Origin of the sequence: Streptomyces sp. CS113, from assembly GCF_002188365.1 — a bacterium.
Taxonomy (GTDB): domain Bacteria; phylum Actinomycetota; class Actinomycetes; order Streptomycetales; family Streptomycetaceae; genus Streptomyces; species Streptomyces tendae.
On sequence record NZ_KZ195574.1, the window covers coordinates 2,499,780 to 2,521,299 of the forward strand.

The 21,520-nt window shown below is 73.1% G+C and carries 12 protein-coding genes; 2 read left to right on the plus strand and 10 right to left on the minus strand.

Features of this window, described 5'->3' with window-relative positions:
• Positions 1 to 12: 12 nt before the first annotated feature.
• Positions 13 to 2,013, minus strand: a complete 2,001-nt coding sequence (locus B9W62_RS10715; protein ID WP_087806968.1) for an acyl-CoA dehydrogenase family protein — start codon at positions 2,011 to 2,013, stop codon at positions 13 to 15.
• A gap of 316 nt (positions 2,014 to 2,329) precedes the next feature.
• On the opposite strand from B9W62_RS10715, the gene B9W62_RS10720 reads away from it, so the two are divergent.
• Entirely contained in the window at positions 2,330 to 3,343 is a 1,014-nt protein-coding gene (locus B9W62_RS10720) for a LacI family DNA-binding transcriptional regulator (protein WP_087806969.1), read from the plus strand.
• A 54-nt stretch (positions 3,344 to 3,397) separates the two neighbouring features.
• On the opposite strand, the gene B9W62_RS10725 is transcribed toward B9W62_RS10720, so the two are convergent.
• Genes B9W62_RS10725 through B9W62_RS10750 form a run of 6 tightly spaced genes read right to left on the minus strand, consistent with a single transcriptional unit; the run spans position 3,398 to position 12,111 of the window.
• Positions 3,398 to 4,132, minus strand: a complete 735-nt coding sequence (locus tag B9W62_RS10725; RefSeq protein ID WP_087806970.1) for a glycoside hydrolase family 12 protein — start codon at positions 4,130 to 4,132, stop codon at positions 3,398 to 3,400.
• A gap of 38 nt (positions 4,133 to 4,170) precedes the next feature.
• Positions 4,171 to 6,414 carry a glycosyl hydrolase family 95 catalytic domain-containing protein gene (locus tag B9W62_RS10730; protein WP_373433679.1) on the minus strand — a complete coding sequence of 748 codons (2,244 nt, stop codon included), beginning with the start codon at positions 6,412 to 6,414 and terminating at the stop codon, positions 4,171 to 4,173.
• Positions 6,411 to 8,393 carry a beta-galactosidase gene (locus B9W62_RS10735; RefSeq protein WP_087806971.1) on the minus strand — a complete coding sequence of 661 codons (1,983 nt, stop codon included), beginning with the start codon at positions 8,391 to 8,393 and terminating at the stop codon, positions 6,411 to 6,413. Before B9W62_RS10735 ends, B9W62_RS10730 begins: the two co-directional genes overlap by 4 nt.
• On the minus strand, positions 8,393 to 9,319 hold the full coding sequence (locus B9W62_RS10740; protein WP_179235422.1) for a carbohydrate ABC transporter permease: 927 nt from the start codon (positions 9,317 to 9,319) through the stop codon (positions 8,393 to 8,395). The genes B9W62_RS10735 and B9W62_RS10740 overlap by 1 nt, the downstream gene beginning before the upstream one ends.
• Positions 9,320 to 9,360: 41 nt before the next feature.
• A complete protein-coding gene (locus tag B9W62_RS10745) occupies positions 9,361 to 10,398 on the minus strand; it encodes an ABC transporter permease (RefSeq protein ID WP_087806973.1) in 1,038 nt (345 codons plus the stop codon).
• A gap of 27 nt (positions 10,399 to 10,425) precedes the next feature.
• Entirely contained in the window at positions 10,426 to 12,111 is a 1,686-nt protein-coding gene (locus tag B9W62_RS10750) for an extracellular solute-binding protein (protein ID WP_087806974.1), read from the minus strand.
• Between the two features lie 258 nt (positions 12,112 to 12,369).
• Between B9W62_RS10750 and B9W62_RS10755 the strand changes: the two genes are divergently transcribed.
• The gene (locus B9W62_RS10755) at positions 12,370 to 15,213 is read left to right on the plus strand and encodes a glycoside hydrolase family 3 C-terminal domain-containing protein (RefSeq protein ID WP_087806975.1); all 2,844 of its coding nucleotides are present in this window, start codon (positions 12,370 to 12,372) and stop codon (positions 15,211 to 15,213) included.
• 302 nt (positions 15,214 to 15,515) lie between these two features.
• On the opposite strand, the gene B9W62_RS10760 is transcribed toward B9W62_RS10755, so the two are convergent.
• From B9W62_RS10760 to B9W62_RS10770, 3 genes are all read right to left on the minus strand, one after another.
• Complete coding sequence (locus tag B9W62_RS10760; RefSeq protein WP_087806976.1) at positions 15,516 to 16,961, minus strand: aldehyde dehydrogenase family protein; 1,446 nt, start codon at positions 16,959 to 16,961, stop codon at positions 15,516 to 15,518.
• 297 nt (positions 16,962 to 17,258) lie between these two features.
• Positions 17,259 to 18,917 carry a PucR family transcriptional regulator gene (locus B9W62_RS10765; RefSeq protein ID WP_087806977.1) on the minus strand — a complete coding sequence of 553 codons (1,659 nt, stop codon included), beginning with the start codon at positions 18,915 to 18,917 and terminating at the stop codon, positions 17,259 to 17,261.
• A gap of 271 nt (positions 18,918 to 19,188) precedes the next feature.
• Entirely contained in the window at positions 19,189 to 21,324 is a 2,136-nt protein-coding gene (locus B9W62_RS10770) for an ATP-binding protein (RefSeq protein WP_087806978.1), read from the minus strand.
• Positions 21,325 to 21,520 lie beyond the last annotated feature (196 nt).

Sequence of the window (21,520 nt, forward strand, 5' to 3'; positions counted from 1 at the left end):
CGGGGCCCCGGGTCAGCCGATGGCGCGGCGGACGTTCTCCTTGGTGCTGGCGCCCGGCGCGGCGTCCGCGATCCACGGGCCGTCGCCGGACGGGTCGACCACGCCCTGCTCCAGCCACTCGTACGCGCCGCCGAGCACGCCCTTGACGACCTTGCGGTCGACGTCGTCGGTGTTGCTCCACAGGCGGCCGAAGAGTTCCTCGACGCGGATGCGGGACTGGCGGCAGAAGGCGTCCGCGAGCTGGTAGGCCTCGCGGCCGTGGTCGTCCGCGGCGCGCAGGTGCTCGGCGCGGACGCAGGCGGCGCTCATCGCGAACAGCTCGGCGCCGATGTCGACGATCCGGCCCAGGAAGCCCTGCTTGGTCTCCATCCGGCCCTGCCAGCGGGACATGGCGTAGAAGGTGGAGCGGGCGAGCTTGCGGGCGGTGCGCTCGACGTAGCGCAGGTGGGAGGAGAGATCGGGGTGACCCGAGGGGTGGAAATCCGCGTACGAACGCGGAAGCTGACCGGGGCCCGCGACGAGCTTCGGCAGCCACTTGGCGTAGAACACGCCGGCCTGCGCACCCGCCCGCGCCTTGTCGGACAGGGTCTTGTCGGGGTCGATCAGGTCGCCGGCGACCGAGAGGTGGGCGTCGACGGCCTCGCGCGCGATCAGCAGGTGCATGATCTCGGTGGAGCCCTCGAAGATGCGGTTGATGCGCAGGTCCCGCAGGAGTTGCTCGGCGGGGACCGCGCGCTCGCCCCGGGCTTCGAGGGAGGCCGCGGTCTCGAAGCCCCGGCCGCCCCGGATCTGGACCAGTTCGTCGGCCATCAGGCAGGCCATCTCGGAGCCGTAGAGCTTGGCGAGGGCGGCTTCGATGCGGATGTCGTTGCGGTCCTCGTCGGCCATCTGGGAGGAGAGGTCCAGGACGGCCTCCAGCGCGAAGGTCGTCGCCGCGATGAAGGAGATCTTGGAGCCGACCGCCTCGTGCAGCGCGACCGGCTTGCCCCACTGCTCGCGCACCGCCGACCACTCGCGGGCGATCTTCAGGCACCACTTGCCGGCGCCGACGCACATCGCGGGCAGCGAGAGGCGGCCGGTGTTGAGGGTGGTGAGCGCGATCTTGAGGCCGGCGCCCTCCGGGCCGATGCGGTTGGCGGCGGGCACCCGGACCCGGTGGAAGCGGGTGACGCCGTTCTCCAGGCCGCGCAGGCCCATGAAGGCGTTGCGGTTCTCGACCGTGATGCCCTCGGAGGCCGCCTCGACGACGAAGGCGGTGATGCCTCCCCTGCCGTCCTTGCCGTGCTTGCCGTCCTTGCCGTCCTCGCTGTGCTTGCCGTTCTCGCCCTGCTGCGGCTTCGGGACGCGGGCCATGACGACGAGCAGGTCGGCGACGACGCCGTTGGTGGTCCACAGCTTCACGCCGTCGAGCACGTAGTCGTCGCCGTCCCGGACGGCCGTGGTCGCCAGCCGCGCCGGGTCGGAGCCGACGTCGGGCTCGGTGAGCAGGAAGGCCGAGATGTCGGTGCGGGCGCAGCGCGGCAGGAACGTGTCCTTCTGCTCCTGGGTGCCGAACATCTTCAGCGGCTGCGGCACGCCGATCGACTGGTGGGCGGAGAGCAGCGCGCCGATCGCCGGGTTCGCGGAGCCGACCAGGGCGAGGGCCTTGTTGTAGTAGACCTGGGTCAGGCCGAGGCCGCCGTACTTGGTGTCGATCTTCATGCCGAAGGCGCCCAGCTCCTTCAGCCCGGTGATCACGTCGTCGGGGATCCGCGCGTCGCGCTCGATCACCGCCCCGTCGATCTTCGTCTCGCAGAAGTCGCGGAGCTTGGCGAGGAACTCCTCGCCCCGCTGGACGTCCTGGTCGGCCGGGAGCGGGTGGGGGTGGAGGAGGTCGAGGCGGAAGCGGCCGAGGAACAGCTCCTTGGCGAAGCTGGGCTTGCGCCAGTCCTGTTCCCGGGCCGCCTCCGCGACCTGTCGGGCCTCACGTTCGGTGACGGTGGGACGGGAGGAGGGGGTGGGTGGTGCGGACATGAGGCTCACCTCGCCACGAATCGCCCTGCACGAACTTGCGGACGTACGTCACTAGTCGGTGCTACTCGATCGTATCTACCCGATCCCGGGCGACCCGGCCACCCTTCGTGCGGCCGTTCGGCGGATACTGCGAGGGGAGGTTCGGCGGGGCGCACGTGGCAGACCTCGGCGCGGCACACGCAGGAGGACAGGGCCGTCGAAGCGCTTCGACGGACTATGGACACCCATCCGCACTGCGGCTACTGTCGAACCACCCTCGCCCGCCACTGTTCACCCCGCGCGCTGTCGAAGCGCTTCACACGACTTGGAGAGCTGGATGGTCACCCTCGCCGAGGTCGCCCAGCACGCCGGAGTCTCGGCGAGCACGGTGAGCTATGTCCTCAGCGGCAAGCGGTCCATCTCCACCACCACCCGGCAGCGGGTCGAGGAGAGCATCCGGACGCTCGGCTACCACCCGAACGCCGGCGCCCGCGCCCTGGCCAGCAGCAGGTCGAACATCATCGCCCTCATGATCCCACTGCGCACCGACATGTACGTGCCGGTGATGATGGAGATCGCCATCGCGGTCGCGGCCGGCGCGCGCACCCACGGGTACGACATCCTGCTGCTCACCGGTGAGGAGGGCCCCGACGCGGTGCGCCGCGTCACCGGCAGCGGACTCGCCGACGCGATGATCCTGATGGACGTCGAGCTCGACGACGAGCGGCTCCCCCTGCTGCGCGGCACCCACCAGCCGTCCGTCCTCATCGGCCTCCCCGCCGACACCGAGGGCCTGACCTGCGTCGACCTGGACTTCCGGGCGACCGGCGCGCTGTGTGTGGAGCACCTGGCGCAGCTGGGGCACCGCGACATCGCCGTCATAGGCGAGGCCGCCGCCGTCTACGAACGGCACACCGGATTCGCCGAGCGCACCCTCGACGGACTGCGCACGCGCGCCCGTGAGCTGGGACTGCGGCTGCTGCACCGGCCCTGCGAGGGCGGGTACGACGCGATGGCCGCGACGCTGGCCCGCGTCTTCGACGAACGTCCGGACACCACGGGGTTCGTCGTCCAGAACGAGGCTGCCGTCGAGCCGCTGCTCGCCCTGCTGCGCCAGCAGGGCCGGGCGGTGCCGGAGGACGTGTCGGTGGTCGCGGTCTGCCCCGAGGAGGTCGCCACCCGGGCCTCGGTGCGGCTCACCTCGGTCGCGGTGCCCGCGCAGGAGATGGGGCGGCGGGCCGTGGAGCAGCTGGTCGCCAAGCTCGACGGCCGCGGCAGCGACGAGGTCGTGCTGCTCGCGCCGGAGCTGACCGTCCGGGCCAGCACGGGGCCGGCACCCGTCGGGTCCTAGCCCTCCCACGCCCGACGGTCCCGGTACCGGCCCCTGTGCCGTGGTGCGCCGTGGTCAGCCGCCGCTGACCGTCAGGTTGTCGGTGCGGAAGTCCAGGCCCCCCGCGGACGAGGTGATCTCGAAGCCGAACTGCACGTCGCCGACGGTCTCGTTGCCCATCCAGCCCTTGGTGTCCTTGATCCACTTCAGGATCGGGAGGATGTCCACCGTGCCGGAGTTCGAGTCCGAGGTGCGCAGGAACGAGAAGACCTCGTTGGCGCCGTTGTTCCCCTTGTACACGTTCCAGGTGTGGCCGCCGAGGCCGACGGTCCCCTGCGAGGTGCCGAGGGGGCCGACGGCACCGTTGTGGTTGACCCAGAGCATGATCTCGTAGTCGTAGTCCGTGTCCCAGATGTCGTACGAGGTGTTGTACGCGCCGGAGGTCGGGACCGTGACGTGGTAGCTGCTGGTGAGCGAACCGAGGGAGGTGATCGGCTTGTTGATCACCTTCTTGGCGTTCGGGTAGGACTTGATGCCGCCGGTGTTCGGGTGGTCCGCCCACACGCCCCAGTCGGTGCCGGAGTTGGCCCAGACACACTGGCTTCCGGCGCCGGAGCCCCAGATGTTGTTGTAGAGGGCGTAGCCGTCCAGGGTGGTGTTGCCCCACTGGTCGCAGGAGTTCCAGACGGCGGCCTGGGCGGGGGCGGAGGCGAGGCCGACGGTGGCGCCGAGCGCGAGGGCCGGGGCGAGCAGAGCGGTCAGGGTGCGCGTGCGGGCGCGGGTGCGGGCGGGGCGCGTGCGTGGTGCCATGGCGTTTCCTTCCATGGGTGGGGGGACGTGCGCTGGTGCTACCGCGCCGTCACGCTGATGACGCGGTCCTCCCCGGCGGCGAGGTCGAGCGGTTCGGCGCCGGAGGGAGTGTGGAGTTCGATGCGGCGGGTGCGGTCCGGGCGCAGGACGGCCGTCGCGCTGCCGTCGGCCGTCCAGGCGAGGTCGAGCGAGGCCCCGAAACGGGTCCGTACGCCCCTGAGTTCGCCCTGCGGGCAGGAGGCGGGGAGGGCGGGCAGCAGGACCAGTCGGCCGGGGGTGGACTGCACGAGCATCTCGATGAGCACGCCGGGCAGGGCGTGCGCCGCGTCCGCGTTGTAGACGTCGCGGTGCGGGTAGTGCGCGCTCATCAGCGACGCGTGGAAGTAGTCGCCGCCGAGGACCCGGTCCAGGGCGTCGGCGACCCCGGCCCCGTCCCGGAGGCGGGCGGCGACCAGGGCGTGGTGGAGGTGGCCGTGGGCGGAGTCGTTCTCGGCGCCGCGCAGTTCGAGGGCGCGGTGGGCGGCTTCGGCGAGGCCGGGGGTGTCGTACGGGTTGATCTCCTCCAGCGGCCAGACGCCGTAGAGGTGGCTGAGGTGGCGGTGGTCGTAGGTGTCCGCCAGGCCGGGCCACGCCCATTCGGCGAGGGCGCCGTCGGCGTTGACCCGGTGCGCGGGGAGGCGGTCGGCGAGGGCGCGCCAGCGGTCGGCGTGCTCGGGGTGGCGGTCGGCGGCGGTGCGCAGGGCGTGCCGGGCGGCGGAGAGGTCCATCGCCGCGTTCAGGGTGCCCCAGCTCGCGTTCCCGGGGCGGTTCTCGGGCGAGTAGGAGGGGACGACGACCAGGTGGCCGTCGGCGTCGGTGCGCTGGAGGAAGTCCTCGTAGAACAGGGCGACTTCGGACAGGGCGGCGGTGGTGTGCGGGTCGGGCGTGCCGTGCGTCTCCTCGTGGTCGAGGAGCGGTTTGAGCAGCCAGTCGGCGCCCGCGGTCCACAGGTGCAGCGGGTACGCGCGGCTGAAGTGGTACGTGTGGCCGCTCTCGCCGTCGGTGTGGGAGGGCGCGACCACGCCCCGGGTGCCGAAGATCTCGCGGGCGTTGTCCCGCCAGTCGGGCAGTTGCCGGTGGACCAGGGCGGCGTGGGCCTCGGTGACCTCGGGGAGGGCGGCGGCCGCGGCGGAGGCGGTCTGGAGATTGAGGTTGGCGTTGGTGGTGAAGGCGCCGGACCAGGCGGTGTTCCAGTCGCCGGTCCACAGGCCGGTGAGGCGGGGCGGAAGCAGGCCGCTCGCCGACAGCAGGTGGTAGCGGCCGGCGGCGAAGAGCCGTTCCAGCAGGGCGGGGCCGCCGCCGGCCCCGGCGAGCAGGGCCGTGCCCGGCAGGGCGCGTTCGGCGGGGCCGGCGGCGAGGTCGAGGGTGACGCGGTCGTAGGCGGTGCGGTGCCGGGCCAGGTGCCGGGCGAGGAGGTTGTCGTACGACGACGCGTGCGGGGCGGCGTCCAGCAGGGCGCGCAGGGCGCGGCTCTCGGTGAGGGTGTCCAGCTCGCCGGTGTGGCGGTGCACCCGGGTCAGCAGCAGCACGTCGGTGGCACCCTCGACGTGGACGCCCGGCGGTACGAGCTTCACGGTGCCGCCGGTGACGGCGGCGAGGGTGACGCCGGTGTAGGCGAGGTCGCTGCCGGGGTAGCGGGCGCGCAGGGTGAGCAGGGCGCCCTCGGGGGTGAGGACGGCGCCGTGGCCGACGCCGAGCCCGGCGGGGGCGCCGGGGAGGCGGGGGTCGAGGGACAGGTCGAAGGTGAGGTGCGGGGCGGTGACGTGCTGGACGATCACGTCGTCGGCGCGGGAGACGAAGACACGGCTGGTCCAGCCGGCGCGGGTGGCCGTGGTCTCGCCAGTGGTGAAGTCGACGGCGCGGCGGTAGGGGGCGCGGGTGTCGTGGGTGTCGTCGTCCGGTGGTCGGTCCAGGCGCAGCTGGAAGGCCGGGTGGAAGGGGCGTACCCAGTGCAGCGGGCGGCCGTCGGTGAAGTCCTCGGCGGCGGTGGTGTCGCCGGTCAGCAGGCGGTCCTGGAGGGCGGGGAGCGCGGCGGCGAGCGCGGGCGGGCGGCGGTGTGCGTCGTCGCCGTCGGGGCGTACCAGGGTGTGGTGGGTGACGATCACCCGGTCGGCGTCCGGATCGCCGAACACGAGGGCGCCGTGGTGGCCGTTGCCGCTCAGGAAGGCGTCCTCCCAGCGGGCGGCGGGCTCCGGTTCCCAGGTGCCGTGCACGGGTGCGCCGTGCACGGGCGTGCCGCTCATGGCGTCGGCTCCGGGGCGCTCAGCACGGCCACGCCGTAGCGGCCCAGGGTGAGGCGGTCGGTGACGACGGTGTCGGTCAGCAGGTCGAGGTGGGTGCCGGGGACGTCCACGGTGACCGGGTCCCGGCCGTGGTGGAGCAGGAACAGCAGGTCGCCCCGGCGTACCGCCTCGACGTCGGCCGGGAGGGCGTCGAGCACCGGGCGGACGCCCGCGTCGGCGGCGACGCGGGCCAGGAGGTCGCGCAGCGCGTCCGGCTCGGGGAGGGTCGAGAAGTACCAGGCGCTGCCCTTGCGCAGGACGGCCGGGAGCCCGTCCAGCTCGCCGCCCTGGTAGGTGATCGTCTCGGACGCGGTGCCGTCGGGTTCGAGCTCCTCCGACCAGAGGGTGCCGCCAAAGCCGTCGCAGTCGGCGCTCTCGTCGGCGTCCAGGGGCCACCACTCGTGCAGCGTGCGGATGCCGAACAGCTCGCGCAGCCGGGCGTCCATGCCGCCGGGCCTGATCCGGTCGTCCGGGTCGGCGACGCCGGTGAGGAAGCCGCAGACGAGGGTGCCGCCGCCGCGGACGTGGGCGAGGAGGTTGTCGACCGCCGCGTCGGTGAGGGCGTAGAGCTGGGGCACGACGACGACCCGGTACGGGGTGAGGTCGTCCTCGGGGTGGGCGAAGTCGGTGCTGAGGTGCCCCCGCCACAGCGCGCGGTGCCAGGCGCGCAGGACGTCCGCGTGGTCGACGCGGGCGGAGGGGCGAGCCTCCTGGTCGGCGGCCCACCAGGCGTGCCAGTCGTGCAGGACGGCGATGTCGGCGTGGATCGTGCCACCGGCCGCGTGCGGGCCGAGACGCGCGAGGTCGGCGCCGAGCCGGACGACCTCCTGGTACGTGCGGCCCTCCTCCCCTGCGTGGGACACCATCCCGGAGTGGAACTTCTCGGCGCCCTGCCGTGACTGGCGCCACTGGAAGTAGCAGACGGCGTCGGCGCCGCGGGCCACCGCCTGGAGCGACCAGAGGCGGTTGAGGCCGCGCGGCTTGGGGTGGTTCACGCCGCGCCAGTTGACGGGTCCCGCCGCCTGTTCCATGAGCATCCACGGGCCGCGTGCCTGGGAGCGGGTCAGGTCCTGGACCAGGGCGCCTTCCTGGGCGCCGAACGGGTCGCGCGGGTCGGGGTAGAGGTCGACGGAGACGACGTCCTCCTCCTCGGCCCAGCGCCAGCCGTCCTGCCCCGACCACAGCGGCATGAAGTTGGTGGTGACCGGGATGTGCGGGGTGTGGTGGCGGACGATGTCGCGCTCGGCGGTGTAGCACTCCAGGAGCATGTCGGAGGTGAAGCGCCGGAAGTCCAGCACTTGGCTGGGGTTCCTCAGGTAGTGGGCGCGGCGGGGCGGGGCGACCTCGGCCCAGTCGCCGTAGCCCTGGCTCCAGAAGGCGGTGCCCCAGGCGGTGTTGAGGGCGTCGAGGGTGCCGTAGCGGTCCTGGAGCCAGCGGCGGAAGCGGGTGGCGGCCTCGTCGCCGTGGTCGTAGGTGCAGTACTCGTTGTTGATGTGCCACAGGGTGAGCGCGGGATGGGACCCGTACCGCGCGGCCAGGGCCTCGGTGATGGCGGCGGCGTGGCGGCGGTAGACGGCGCTGGAGTGCGAGAAGTGCTGCCGGCCGCCCCACCACTCGGTGCGGCCGTCCGCGTCGCGGGGCAGGGTGTCGGGGTGGAGGTGGCCCAGCCAGGGCGGCGGTGAGGCGGTGGGGGTGGCGAGGACGACGCCGATGCCCCCTTCGTGCAGCAGGTCCATGAGCCGGTCCAGCCAGGCGAAGTCGTGGACGCCGGGGCGTGGTTCGAGCTTCGACCAGGAGAAGACGCCGAGGGTGACGGAGTTGACACCGGCGGCCCGCATCAGGCGGACGTCCTCGGGCCAGGTCTCCTCGGGCCACTGCTCGGGGTTGTAGTCGCCGCCGTAGAGGATGCGCCGGCCGGTGACGTCGGAGAGGTTCGGCATCAGCCCTTCACCGCCCCGGTGAGCATGCCCTTCTTGAAGTGGCGCTGGACGAAGGGCGACAGCACGGCGACCGGCAGCAGGGCCATCACCATCACGGCCATCTGGACGGCCAGGCCGGACAGTTCACCGGTCTTGATCGCCTGGCCGAGCCCGACCGGTGCCTCCTGCTTCTGCACCAGCTGGATCATGACGTTCTGGAGGGGCAGCATGTCCTGGTCGTTCAGGTAGAGCGAGGCGTTGAACCAGGCGCTCCAGTAGCCGACGGCGTAGAACAGCGTGATCACCGCGACGACCGCGCGGGACAGCGGCAGGACGATCTGCCACAGGATGCGCAGGTCCCCGGCGCCGTCGATGCGGGCGCTGTCGATCAGTTCCTGGGAGATGCCCATGAAGAAGCCGCGCAGGACGAGGATGTTGAAGACGCTGATCGCGCTCGGCAGGATCAGCGCGAGGTAGCTGTCGGTCAGGCCCAGGGACTGCACCAGCAGGTAGGTCGGGATGAGACCGGCGCTGAAGAACATCGTGGCGAGCAGCACCATGAGGATCCAGCGGTGGCCCAGCGAGCCGCTGCGGGAGAGCCCGTAGGCGCACAGCACGGACACCGCCATGGAGAACAGGGTGCCGACGAGCGTGATGCCGATGCTGACGAGCGCGGCGCGGGTGACCTGGCCGCCGCTGAGCAGTTCCTGGTAGGCGACGAAGGTGATGTCCTTGGGGATCATCACCAGGCCGCCGGCCTCGTCGATGGACCTGCGGCTGGACAGGCTGGTGACGACGACGATCCACAGCGGGAACAGGATGCCCAGGCAGGCCAGGAGCAGCACGAGCCCCTTGCCGGCGATACCGGCCCGGCTGGGCTTCTCCTCCCACACGGGGCGGGGCGGGGCGGCCCACGGGCGGGGCCGGCGCGCGGGCGCGTGGCTCACGGCGGTCGCTTCTCGTACGGCCGTCGCTTCGGGTACGGCGGTCACTTCTTGTACACCCCCTGCTCGCCCATGAGGTGGGCCACCTTGTTGGCCACCAGCACCAGGCCGAGGCTGATGACGCCCTTGACGAGCCCGGCGGCGGCCGCGTAGCCGAAGTCCTGGTTGCGCACGCCGTTCCACCACACGAAGGTGTCGAGGACCTCGGCGGCGCCGGGTCCGACGGCGTCGCGTTGCAGCAGGATCTGTTCGAAGCCGACCGTCAGGGCGTCGCCGACGCGCAGCACCAGCAGCAGGGCGATCACCGGGCGCAGTGCGGGCAGGGTGACGTGCCACATGCGGCGCCAGCGGTTCGCGCCGTCCATCGCGGCGGCCTCGTACAGGTCGGGGCTGACCGAGGCGAGGGCGGCGAGGAAGACGATGATCCCCCAGCCGGCGTCCTTCCACACGCTCTGCGCGGTGACCAGGAACTTGAAGGTGTCCGGGTCGGTCATGACGCTCAGCCCGTCGTACCCGTGGTCGCGCAGCAGCTGGGACAGCAGCCCCGCGCCGCCGAGCAGCTGCTGGAAGACGGCGATGACCAGCACCCAGGAGAAGAAGTGCGGCAGGTAGAGGATGGCCTGCGAGATCGCCCGCACCCGGGGCCTGACCACGCTGTTGATGAGCAGCGCGAGGGCGATGGGGATCGGGAAGTACAGCAGGAGCTGGAGCACGAAGAGCACGAGGGTGTTGCGCACCGAGTTCCAGAAGGCGGAGTCCTCGAAGATCCGCTGGAAGTTCTCCAGGCCCACCCAGGGGCTGTGCAGGATGGAGACGACCCCGTTGTCGCTGATGTACGGGTCGTACTCCTGGAAGGCGACGACGTTGCCGAGGATCGGGACGTAGTTGAAGAGCAGTACCAGCAGCACGGCCGGCAGGGTCATCAGCAGCAGTACGCGGTCGCGGCGGAACCGCAGCCGCAGGCTCAGCTTCCCCGAGGGCCGCTGTCCGCCGCGGGGGCCGGTGGCGTCGCCGGACGCCACCGGGGTCTTCTTGGTCGCATCGGCCTCGGTCCTGGTCCGAGGCACCGTGCTGTGGGACACGGTGGTTCTCCTTGCCTCGGTACCCGGTCAGCCGGCCGCCGGACCGTTCTCGTCGAGGATCTTCCGGTACCAGTCGCGCAGCTTGTCCCCGCCCTTGCTCTTCCAGTCGGAGACGGCCTGCTGCATGTCGCCGATCTTCTTGCGGCCGCGGACGATGTCGTCCTCCAGCTGCTCGAAGTCGTTGGAGAGGTTGGTGTAGCGGGCGGGTTCGACGATCTGCATGCCGTAGAACGTGGGCTTCCTGGTGACCGCGCCCGTCCGCTGCTGCCACTCGACCTGGCCCTTGGCGACCTCGGGGAAGTCGGGGTGGGCGATGGTCGCGGCGGGGCTCGCCACCATCACGTAGGCGTTCATCACGTCGATGTTGCCCTGGTCGGTCTTGGTGGGCACGCCGTCCTCGACGGTGTAGTGGGTGCCCTCGACGCCGTAGTTGGTGGCCATGTACTCCTTGGTGCCGTACGGCGCCGCGGTGACGTTGGCGACGGCCAGCACGTCGCGGATCACGGACTTGGACGCCTTCTTGTTGACGAAGGCGAAGATGCTCGCCGGGTTCTGCGCCCACAGCGTGGGGGCGCCGCCGTCGTGCCCGAAGAAGTCCATGCCCCAGATCCTGAACCCGGGGTTCTGGGTGGCCTGTTCCGCGGTGCGGCTCCACCACTGGGAGATGTCCTGGTTGTAGACGAGGAACTCGCCGGCGGCGAACTTGGGCCCGGGGTCGGCGGCGTTGGACTTGCCGAGCTTGGCGTCGGGGTGCACGACCCCGGCGGCGAACAGCTTGCGCGTCCACTCCAGCGCCTCGAGGTACTCGTCGGTCTCGGCGCGGTGGACCAGCTTGCCGTCGACCTGGTTCCAGCCGAGCGACTTCTCGTTGCCGGAGAGCACACCGAAGGCGTTGAAGGCGGTCCACTTCATGTCCAGGCAGGCCCAGCGCTTGGCCCTGGCGTTGGTGGCGTCCTTGGCGAACGCCATGAACTCCTCGCAGGAGCGGGGGACTTCGTAGCCCTCCTTCTCGAAGATGTCCTGCCGGTACAGCGGCACGATGCCGGACACGTACGAGGACGGCATCGGCAGGCCGAGCAGCTTGCCGCCGAAGATGGACCGGCGCCAGGCGTCGGTGGGGATCGCGGCGAGGTTCGGGTACTCCTTGACCGCGTCGCCGGACAGGTAGGGGCCGAGGTCGGCGAACTTGCCGATGATGGCGCTGGGTATCTTGCCGGTCATGTTCCAGCCGGGCACGACCACCACGTCCGGCACCTCGCTGGAGGCGAGCACCGCGCCGAGCTTCTGGTCGTAGGTGTTGCCGTCCTGGTTCTGCCAGACCACGTCGACGCCGACGAGGTCGTTCATCGCCGTGTAGTAGGCGTTGTCCTCCTTGGGCGGGGACCCCCAGAACGGCGACATGATCGTGACCTCGCCGCCCTTGCCGAGCTTCTCGGGCACCGACGTCTTCAGGTCCGCGAGGTCGAGCTTGCTCGTGAAGCCGACCGCGGAGCCGTTCTTGCTGGGGATGTCGGGCGTGACGACGCTGCCCGCCACGTACGCCGGCAGCAGCTTCTCGGCGTCCTTGCCCGACGTGGTGCCGTCGCGCGAGCCTCCGTCGGATCCGCCGCAGGCGGAGAGCAGCGGCACCCCTCCCGCCACCGCCGCGGTGGCGACCGCGGTGGAGGCGAGGAAACTTCTCCGGCTGGGACCGGAGGCGGCGTTCGGCGTCATGTGCGTCAACCCTTCGTGCCTTCGTGGCGCACCGCAGGAGAGCCGACGGGCCGTCGGCTGCGGTGTGTTGAGGGAACTGAATTTCGACGTGGCGATGTATGTCGAAGCGCTTCGATGTTGCAGCGAGGTTAAGTTAACCCCCCGGGTCACACAAGGGTCGTTTCCAAGATTGGTGGCCACCTTGACACCCACCCGGGGCCGCACGGAGCATCGAAGCGCTTCGACGTCCTGCCCGCACCATTGCAAGGGGACCCCCACGTGACCGCACCCACGCCGCCGTTCCGTGATCCGCGGCTGCCGTTCGCGAAGCGCGTCGACGACCTGCTGTCGCGGCTCACCCTCGACGAGAAGACCGCCTTCCTGCACCAGTTCGCGCCCGCGGTCGAGCGGCTCGGCATCGCCGCCTTCCGCACCGGCCAGGAGGCCCTGCACGGCGTGGCCTGGATGGGCCCGGCGACCGTGTTCCCGCAGGCCGTGGGGCTCGGCGCCACCTGGAACGAGGAGCTGGTGCGGCGGGTCGGCGAGGCGGTGTCCAAGGAGGCCCGGGCGATGCGCGCCCGCGACGAGCGCGTCGGCCTCAACGTCTGGTCGCCGACCGTGAACCTGCTGCGCCACCCGCTGTGGGGCCGCAACGAGGAGGGCTACTCCGAGGACCCGAGGCTCACTTCGGCCGTCGCCACCGCCTACACCCGGGGCCTGCGCGGCGACCACCCGACGTACTGGCGCACCGCGCCCGTCCTCAAGCACTGGCTCGCCCACAACAACGAGACCGACCGGGACACCTCCTCGTCCTCCGTCCGCCCGCGCGTCCTCAACGAGTACGACCTGCGGGCCTTCCGGGAGACGGTCGAGGCGGGCGCGGTGGCCGGGGTGATGCCGGCCTACAACCTGGTCAACGGCCGCCCCAACCACCTCTCCCCGTACCTCGGGCGGCACCTGCGCGCCTGGACGGAGGACGAACTCCTGGTCTGCTCGGACGCGGGCGCGCCCTCCAACCTGGTCGACTCGGAGCACTACTTCGACAGCCACGAGGAGGCCACCGCCGCCGCGCTGCGGGCCGGGGTGGACAGCTTCACCGACCACGGCACCGACTCCTCGCGGATCCTCGCGCGCCTGAAGGGTGCCTTGGAGCAGGGCCTGTTGACGGAGGCGGACGTGGACACGGCGGTGCGCCGTCAGCTGTCGGTCCGCTTCCGGCTCGGCGAGTTCGACCCGGAGCACGACCCGTACGCGGGTGCCGGTGACTTCGACACGCCGGAACACCGGGCGCTGGCGCGGGAGGCGGCCGAGCAGGCGGTGGTCCTGCTCAAGAACGACGGTGTCCTGCCGCTGGCCCCCGACACCCGCGTCGCCGTCGTCGGACTGCTCGCCGACGAGTGCAAGCTCGACTGGTACAGCGGCACGCTCATCCACCGCTCCACTCCGCTGGAGGGGCTGTACGAGCGGTTCGGCGCCGCGCGCGTGAGCTTCGCGGAGGGCGTGGACCGCGTCCGGCTGCGCACGTCCGACGGCGCCTACCTGCACGTCCTCCCGTCGGACGGCTCCCCCGCCGAGGCACTCGGCACGGAGGGTGCCCTCGACCCGGCCCTGCTCGCCGGCCGCACCGACCTGCCGCCCCTGACCACCGACGCCGTCGGCACCGAACTGGCGCTCGTCGACTGGGGCGAGGGCGTGCTCACCCTGCGCGCGCCCGACGGCCGGTACCTGTCCGTCGCCGGGGACGGCTTCGTGCGCGCCTCCGCCGACCAGCCCGGGGGCTGGATCGTGCAGGAGACCTTCCGGCTGGAGCCCCATGACGACGGTCACCTCCTGAGGCACACGGGAACGGGTCGCCTCGTCCAGGTCGCCGCCGACGGCGTGAAGGTTGCCGCTCCGGACGCCGGGGACACGGAGGCCGAGGTCTTCGAGCTGGTCGTCGCCGAGCGCGGCGAGGAGGCGGTGGCGCGGGCGGCGGCGGACGCGGACGTGGTCGTCGTGGTCGCGGGCAACGACCCGCACATCAACGGCCGCGAGACCGAGGACCGTACGACACTGCGGCTGCCCGCCCACCAGGAACGGCTGCTGCGCGCGGCCCGCGCCGCCAACCCGGCGACCGTGCTGGCGCTGGTCTCCGCCTACCCGTACGCGGTCGACGTCGAGACGCTCCCGGCGGTGCTGTGGACCGCGCACGGCGGCCAGGCGGCCGGCACCGCGCTGGCCCGGGTCCTCGCGGGCGACGTCTCCCCGGCGGGCCGGCTCCCGCAGACCTGGTACGCCGACGACGCCGACCTGCCCGGCCTGCTCGACTACGACGTGATCGGCGGCCGCCAGACCTACCTGTACTTCGAGGGGACCCCGCTGTTCCCCTTCGGGCACGGCCTGTCCTACGCGTCCTTCGGGTATGGGAACCTCACGGCCCAGGTGCGGGACGGGTCGGTGACCGTCTCCTTCACCGTCGCCAACACCGGGGAGGTGACCGCCGACGAGGTGGCCCAGCTCTACGTCCGCGCCGAGGCCCCCTCGGTGCCGCGTCCGCGCCGCGAGCTTCTGGCCCACCGCCGGCTCACCCTCGCCCCCGGGGCCTCGGACCGGGTCTCCTTCGAAGTTCCGCTCTCCGCCCTCGCGTTCTGGGACGTCGCGCACGGCCGGTGGCGGCTGGAGCCGGGCCCGTACGCGCTGCTGGTGGGTGCCTCCAGCGCGGACGTGCGCCTGTCGACGACCGTCACGCTCGACGGCGAGCCCGCCGTCCCGCGCCCGGTCGGCACACGCGGCGTGGAGGCGGTCGACTTCGACGAGCAGAGCGGCACGGAGATCGTCGACCGGACGACGGTCGTGGGCGACGCGGTCACGACGGTCGCCGGACGGACGGGCGAACTGCTCTACCGCGACTGCGACTTCGGCACCGGGGTGACCGGGGTGACCGTGTCGGTCGCGGGGGCGGGCTCGGTCGAGGTCGCGCTGGACGGGGGCCCGTGGACGGCGGCGCTGTCACCCGGCACGCCGACCGCGGGACCGTACGACTACGTGGACCTGGACGGCGCCCTCACGGCCGCCGGCGTCCACGATCTCCGCATCAGGCTGCGCGGCTCTCTGCGGCTCGCGCACGTCGGCTTCTCCGGTTGAGGGTCCGGAGGAGTCCGGCACGGGGAGGGGGCCCGGCACCGGCGGCTACCGGTACCGGGCCCCCTCTCCCCGTCCTCCGTCACGGCGTACTGCCACGACGGCACCCCCGGGGCTGTCGTCGAGGTCTCGGCAGCACCACCACACGGTCGGCAGCGAAACGTACGAGTCGGCGGACGGCCGGCGGGCCTGCCCGCCCCGGTTGATGAACGGGGACCGCGTGCGCGAGGTCCCCGTTCCCGATCTGCCGCCCGAGACGTACCTCTGGGCGGACCACCGGCTCGGCGCCGGGTGGGACCGGAACGTCAGAGGGCGAGTCCGGTGAGGACCAGCACCCGCTCGTAGGTGTAGTCGTCCATCGCGAACTTCACGCCCTCGCGGCCGACGCCGGACTGCTTGGCACCGCCGTACGGCATCTGGTCGGCGCGGTAGGAGGGGACGTCGCCGATGACCACGCCGCCGACCTCCAGGGCGCGGTGGGCGCGGAAGGCGGCCTGGAGGTCGTGGGTGAACACGCCCGCCTGGAGGCCGTACTTGGAGTCGTTGACGGCGGCGAACGCCTCGGCCTCGCCGGTCACCTTCTGCACGCTGAGGACCGGGCCGAAGACCTCCTCGTGGGCGAGGGTGGTGTCGGCGGGGAGGTCGGTGAGGACGGTCGGGGCATAGGAGGCGCCGTCGCGCTTGCCGCCGGTGAGGAGCTGCGCGCCCGCGTCGACGGCCTCCCGCACCCATGCCTCCACGCGCTCGGCGGCGGCCTCGCTGACCAGCGGGCCGACGTCCGTCGCGTCGTCGTTCGGGTCGCCGGTGACCTGTGCCTCGACGGCGGCGACGATGCGGGGCAGCAGCCGGTCGTAGACGGCGGCGTCGGCGATCACGCGCTGCACGGAGATGCAGGACTGGCCGCCCTGGTAGTTGGAGAAGGTCGCGATGCGCGCCGCGGCCCGGTCCAGGTCGTCGTCGCTCGCCCAGTCGGCGAGGACGACGGCCGCGCCGTTGCCGCCCAGCTCCAGCGTGCAGTGCTTGCGGGGCACCGAGTCCATGATCGCGTAGCCGACGGTCTCGGAGCCGGTGAAGGAGATGACCGGCAGGCGCTCGTCCTGGACCAGGGCGGGCATGCGGTCGTTCGGGACCGGGAGGATGCTCCAGGAGCCGGCGGGCAGCTCGGTCTCGGCGAGCAGCTCGCCGATGATCAGGCCGGAGAGGGGCGTCGCCGGGGCCGGCTTGAGGATGATGGGCGCGCCGGCGGCGATCGCGGGGGCGATCTTGTGGGCGCACAGGTTGAGCGGGAAGTTGAAGGGCGCGATGCCGAGGACGACGCCCTTGGGGAAGCGCCGGGTGAGGGCCAGCCTGCCCTGGCCGCCCGCGTCGGTGTCCAGGCGCTGGGCCTCGCCGCCGTTGAAGCGGCGGGCCTCCTCGGCGGCGAAGCGGAAGACGGAGACCGCGCGGCCGACCTCGCCGCGGGCCCACTTGACCGGCTTGCCGTTCTCGGCGGAGATCAGGCGGGCGATCTCCTCGGTGCGTTCGGTCAGGCGGCGGCTGACGTGGTCGAGGGCGGCGGCGCGGACGTGGGCGGGGGTCGCGGCGAACTCGTCCCGTACGGCGTACGCGGCGGCCACGGCCTCTTCGACCTGGGCGTCGGTGGGGAGGCTCACCGTGCCGACGGTGGTGCCGTCCCAGGGGGACGTGACGTCGAAGTCGGACTCGCCGGTGGCCTGGCGGCCGGCGAGCCAGAAGGCGTGGGTGGAAGTCATGTCGAGTCCCGGCCCTTCCGCGTTGGGGGTGGTGGTGTGTACGGGTGCGTGCGGGGTCCACGGTAGGGCGGGGTCGGGTGGCGCGCGTTTGTCCGGGGTGTCGTGGTGGTGGTGGGTTCTTCGACGGTGTGGCCAGGTGGGGGTGCGGCGTTCCGGTTTCGCCCCCGCCGCCCCTTCCCGTCCCTGCCCCTAGGGGCTGCCGTCCCCGGACCCCCGCTTCGGCCCTGGACGGGCCTCGTCCTCAATCGCCGGACGGGCTGAGGGACCGCCCCGGACGGGCTGTTCGGCCGCACGGGGCTATTCGGAGGCCGTCGCCTTCAGGGCCAGCCACAGCTCCATGCGGACGTCCGGGTCGTCCAGGGAGCGGCCGAGGATCTCCTCCACCCGGCGCATCCGGTAGCGCAGGGTGTGGCGGTGGACGCCGAGGTCGGCGGCGGCCGCGTCCCACTGGCCGTGCCGGGAGAGCCAGGCGCGCACGGAGGCGACCAGGTCGCCCCGGCCGGTGGCATCGTGGTCGCGCAGCGCCCGCAGGAGGCCGTCGGCGAAGGCGCGCACCGCGTCGTCGGCGAGGAGCGGCAGCACCGAGCCGGCCGCCACGTGCTCGTGCTCCACGCAGACGCGGCCGCGCCGGCGGGCCACCGACAGGGCCTGCTGGGCCTGCTTGTAGGCGGCGGACGCGGCGATGGGCCCGGACGGTGCCGACAGACCGACGAACAGGCTCTCCTCGTCACCGCCCGCGAGGGACTCGGACGCCGGGCGGGCGGCCTCCAGCGCGGAGGCGTGCTCGACGCAGGCGGCGACAGCCGCGCCCCCGTCGGTGGCCAGCACGACCAGGCGTTCGCCCTCCGGGACGACCAGCACCGCCTCGCCGGCGCGGGCCGCCGCGGACTCCACCACTTCGACGAGCGCGCCGAGGGTGCCGAGGGGGTCGCCGCCCGTCTCCGGGGCGGTGTCACCGGCGGTCTGCGCGGCCGCGGCGGCCCTGTTCCTGGCCGCGGGCGACTCGGCGACGATCATTCGGAACGGCGCGTCCAGCAGGCCGCCGTACAGGTCCCCGGCGACCGTGCGGGCGTGGTCGGGTTCGCCGGCCAGCAGCATGCGCAGCACGGCCGCGTCGATGCGCAGCCCGGCCTCGTGCAGGGAGCGGGAGCGTTCCGTGGTGAGGGTCAGCAGGGCGATGGCGGAGTGGACGGCGTAGCGCTCGGCGGTGCCGAGGGCGGCGGCCGTGCCGACGGCGAGCGCGGAGCGGGGCCTGCGGGAGGTGCCCAGGGAGTGCAGCTCGACCCGGTCGGCGTTCTCGGGGTGCTCGGTGTTCCCCGCACCGCCGACCACCGACGAGGCCGGCGCGGGGCGCTCGCGCAGTCGCTGCACGTCCGCGGTGAGCCGCGCCGCCCTGCGGCCCGCCCACTCCGGCGCGGTGGCGACGACGGCGCCCGAGGCGTCGTACAGCGCCGCCCAGCCGTCGACCTGGGCGGCGAGCGCGGCCAGCAGTCCCTCGGGGCCGTCGGCCAGGGTCCGCCGGGTCAGCTCGCGCTGGGCGGCGAAGCCCGCGGTGACCGCGCGGTACTGGTCGGCGGCGATGGCGGCGGAGACGGCCTTGCTGATGGCGAGGAAGGGGGTGCGGCGCGGCACCTCCAGCAGGGGCAGGCCCTCCTTCCGGGCCGCCGCGACCAGTGCCTCGGGGATGTCGTCGTAGTTGACCCCGACGGCGAATCCGAGGCCCACCACTCCGGCGCCCGCGAGCCGTTTCACGTACCGGTGCATCACCTCGGGGTCCTCGGCGTCCAGCTTGAGGGCGGTGATCAGCAGCAGCTCCCCGCCCTCCATGTAGGGCACCGGGTCGGCGAGTTCGCTGACGTGGGCCCAGCGCACCGGCACGTCGAGGCGGTCCTCGCCGGCGCGCACGGTCAGCTTGAGCGCCGAGTGGTGGACGAGCGAGGCGAGCGTGGGTGGCATGGGGCCTGGGCCTTCGGGTCTGCGTCGGGGGTGAGGCTGGCTGCGGGGTCCGCGTGGAGTACCTGTGATCTTTTGGCCGCCGCGTATGAACGACCTGTGTCGATTCTGCCTCACTGTACGGTCCCGGGTGCCCGCCCGGGTCCCGCACGGCCCGCCCGGGTCCCGCACGGCCCGCCCGGGTCCCGCACGGCCCGCCCGGGTCCCGCACGGCTCACCCGGGTCCCGCGCGGTTCACCCGGGCCCCGCGCGGTTCACCCGGGCCCCGCACGGCTCACCCGCGCAGATCCACCAGCAGTGGCGGCGCGTGTTCCCCCTTGACGCTGGTCAGCGACAGCACCGCGTGCCCGGCCGGCACGGCGTGCGCCAGCTCGGAGGCCGACCAGCGTTCCCGCTCGACCTGCCGCACGGTCACCGCGCGCGCGGTGGGCGCCTTCCCGGTGATCACCCGGCGGAGCATGTGCACGGCCTTGCCCGCCGGGGTCTCGGCGATGATCTGCCGGTCGGTGACGTCGCGGGCCTCGGTCCACTCCTTGCCCCACACCTCGGCGAAGTCCTGCCCGTCCCAGGGGGTGAGTCCGGACAGCGCCATCCGGCATCCGATGGCCCCGAGCAGCGGCCCGCGCAACGGGCGCGGTACGTCGTCCAGGGTGCGCAGGGTCAGGACCACGCCGGCCCCGGCCGAGCGCAGCCGCTGCACGCCCCGTACCGCCTCCGGTGTCACCACGCCGCTCGCGTCGTCCAGTACCAGGCAGGCGAACAGCGACCGGTCCTCCCGTACCGAGACGCTCGCCGTGAACTGGGCGAGCACCAGCCGCGCCAGCATCCGGGAGGCGTCGGCGTGACCGCGCTGGGGCAGGTCGATGCGGACCCGCACCGGGTGGTCGAGGGCCTTGAGGGAGAAGGGGCGCGTCTGCCCGGACGTGTCGAAGAAGGGGGCGAAGGCGGGACGGTCCAGGAGCGCCACCCGGTCGGCCAGGACGCCGCCCAGGTCCCCGGGCCGGTCCAGCTGCCGCTCGCGCGCGTCCAGTTCGCGCAGCAGGGAGTCCTGACCGGCCGTCCGCAGCCCCTCGCGCAGTTCGGCCAGCGGTCCGGGGGCGCCCTCCAGCAGCTGCCGCAGCTCCGGCACGCCGGGGAAGCGGCCGTGGACCGCGCGGAAGGGGCCGAGGAGCTGGGCGAGGACGGTGGTGGAGCGCCGGGTGTCGCCGCCCTGGTGCTGCTCGGTGAGGTCGCCGGCCAGGGCCTCGGCGAGCACGACGGCGGCCTCGTCGGGGTCGGTGGTGCCGCCGTACAGGTCCAGGTCGTACACGGAGTCCGGGTGGCCGATCCGCACGACGACGTCGTACGCGTCGGCCGGGCCGTGGTCCGCGCCCGCCGCGCCGACCACGACGACCGCGGCGCGGCCGGCCAGCGCGTGCAGGCAGAGCGACTCGGTGAGCGGGCGCACCAGGCTGCCGGTCTTGCCGGAGCCCGCGGGTCCGACGGCCAGCAGGGAGGTGCCGAGCAGGTCGGGTCCGAGGGCGAGCCCGGCGCCGCGGTAGGCGTAGGGGTTGCGGGCGTCGTCGGCGGCCGTGCCGATGCGCACCTGGCCGGTGACCAGGTCGTGCCGGGCCTGCCGGACGGGCAGGTCGCGGGCGCCGGAGGGGTGCGGGCAGGCGCCCGCGCCCTGGCTGAGCACCGCGCCGGTGAAGGTGGCGAGGCTGTGCCGTCCGCGTTGCACGCCCTGCCAGGCGCGGGTGATGCGGGCGTGGTCCACGTCCCGCATGAGCCCGGCGCGGGCGTCGGCGGCGAGCCGCTCGGCGGCGTCGTGGGCTCCGGCGGCGCGGAGCGCGGGCCAGGCGGCGGGGTCCTCCTCGGGGGCGGGCGGGGGCACCGCGCCCGGGACGGCACGGCGCCAGGCGGACGGTCCGTAGCGCCGCCAGATCTCGCCCCAGCGGCCGAGCCGCCCGACGCCGACCATGATGATGCCGGCGATCAGGACGTAGTAGGCGTAGACGGCCACGACCGCGGCGAAGCTGTGGGGCTCGGCCCAGGAGTCCGGGATCATCGCATAGAGGGGCAGCAGCCACCAGCCGCCCAGGTAGCCGTTCCACAGCAGCGACCAGATCAGCCAGCCGACCAGGAAGGCGATCACCGCGCCGCTCAGCAGCTGCCGGGCCGGTACCCGCTCGGGCTCCTCCTCGGGCCGCGGCCGGTGTCCGAACCGCCACACCCCGGGCAGGGCCTGGGGGCGCGGGGTGCGCAGCCAGGTCAGGAAGGCCGAACCGTCCGAGGCCCCCGGTGCCCGCGCCGGCCGGGGCGGCACCGCGGGTGCCTCGGGGGGCTTCGCGGGCACCTCCGGGGGCCCCGCCGGGCGCGGCACCGGATTCGCATGCGTGCCCCGCGCGTCCCGGGTCCCGTCGCCGTCCATCGCCCTTGCCCCCTGACCAGCCGCTCCGTCCACCATCAGCGAGCCAATCTAACGCCCTCCCAGGGGGAGTTCACCGCTTACACGGCCGGGCCCGCGTCGACGTGTCCATATGTCGCCGTTCCCGGCACCTGTCCATGTCGGACAAGCGGCCGTTCGGACAACGCCCACATGGAGCATGCCCACCCCGCACCGCCGG

Coding starts and splice junctions, on each gene's coding strand:
- B9W62_RS10715 (WP_087806968.1), bottom strand. CDS start 2,013: ATGTCCGCACCACCCACCCCCTCCTCCCGTCCCACCGTCACCGAACGT.
- B9W62_RS10720 (WP_087806969.1), top strand. CDS start 2,330: ATGGTCACCCTCGCCGAGGTCGCCCAGCACGCCGGAGTCTCGGCGAGC.
- B9W62_RS10725 (WP_087806970.1), bottom strand. CDS start 4,132: ATGGCACCACGCACGCGCCCCGCCCGCACCCGCGCCCGCACGCGCACC.
- B9W62_RS10730 (WP_373433679.1), bottom strand. CDS start 6,414: ATGAGCGGCACGCCCGTGCACGGCGCACCCGTGCACGGCACCTGGGAA.
- B9W62_RS10735 (WP_087806971.1), bottom strand. CDS start 8,393: ATGCCGAACCTCTCCGACGTCACCGGCCGGCGCATCCTCTACGGCGGC.
- B9W62_RS10750 (WP_087806974.1), bottom strand. CDS start 12,111: ATGACGCCGAACGCCGCCTCCGGTCCCAGCCGGAGAAGTTTCCTCGCC.
- B9W62_RS10760 (WP_087806976.1), bottom strand. CDS start 16,961: ATGACTTCCACCCACGCCTTCTGGCTCGCCGGCCGCCAGGCCACCGGC.
- B9W62_RS10765 (WP_087806977.1), bottom strand. CDS start 18,917: ATGCCACCCACGCTCGCCTCGCTCGTCCACCACTCGGCGCTCAAGCTG.
- B9W62_RS10770 (WP_087806978.1), bottom strand. CDS start 21,324: ATGGACGGCGACGGGACCCGGGACGCGCGGGGCACGCATGCGAATCCG.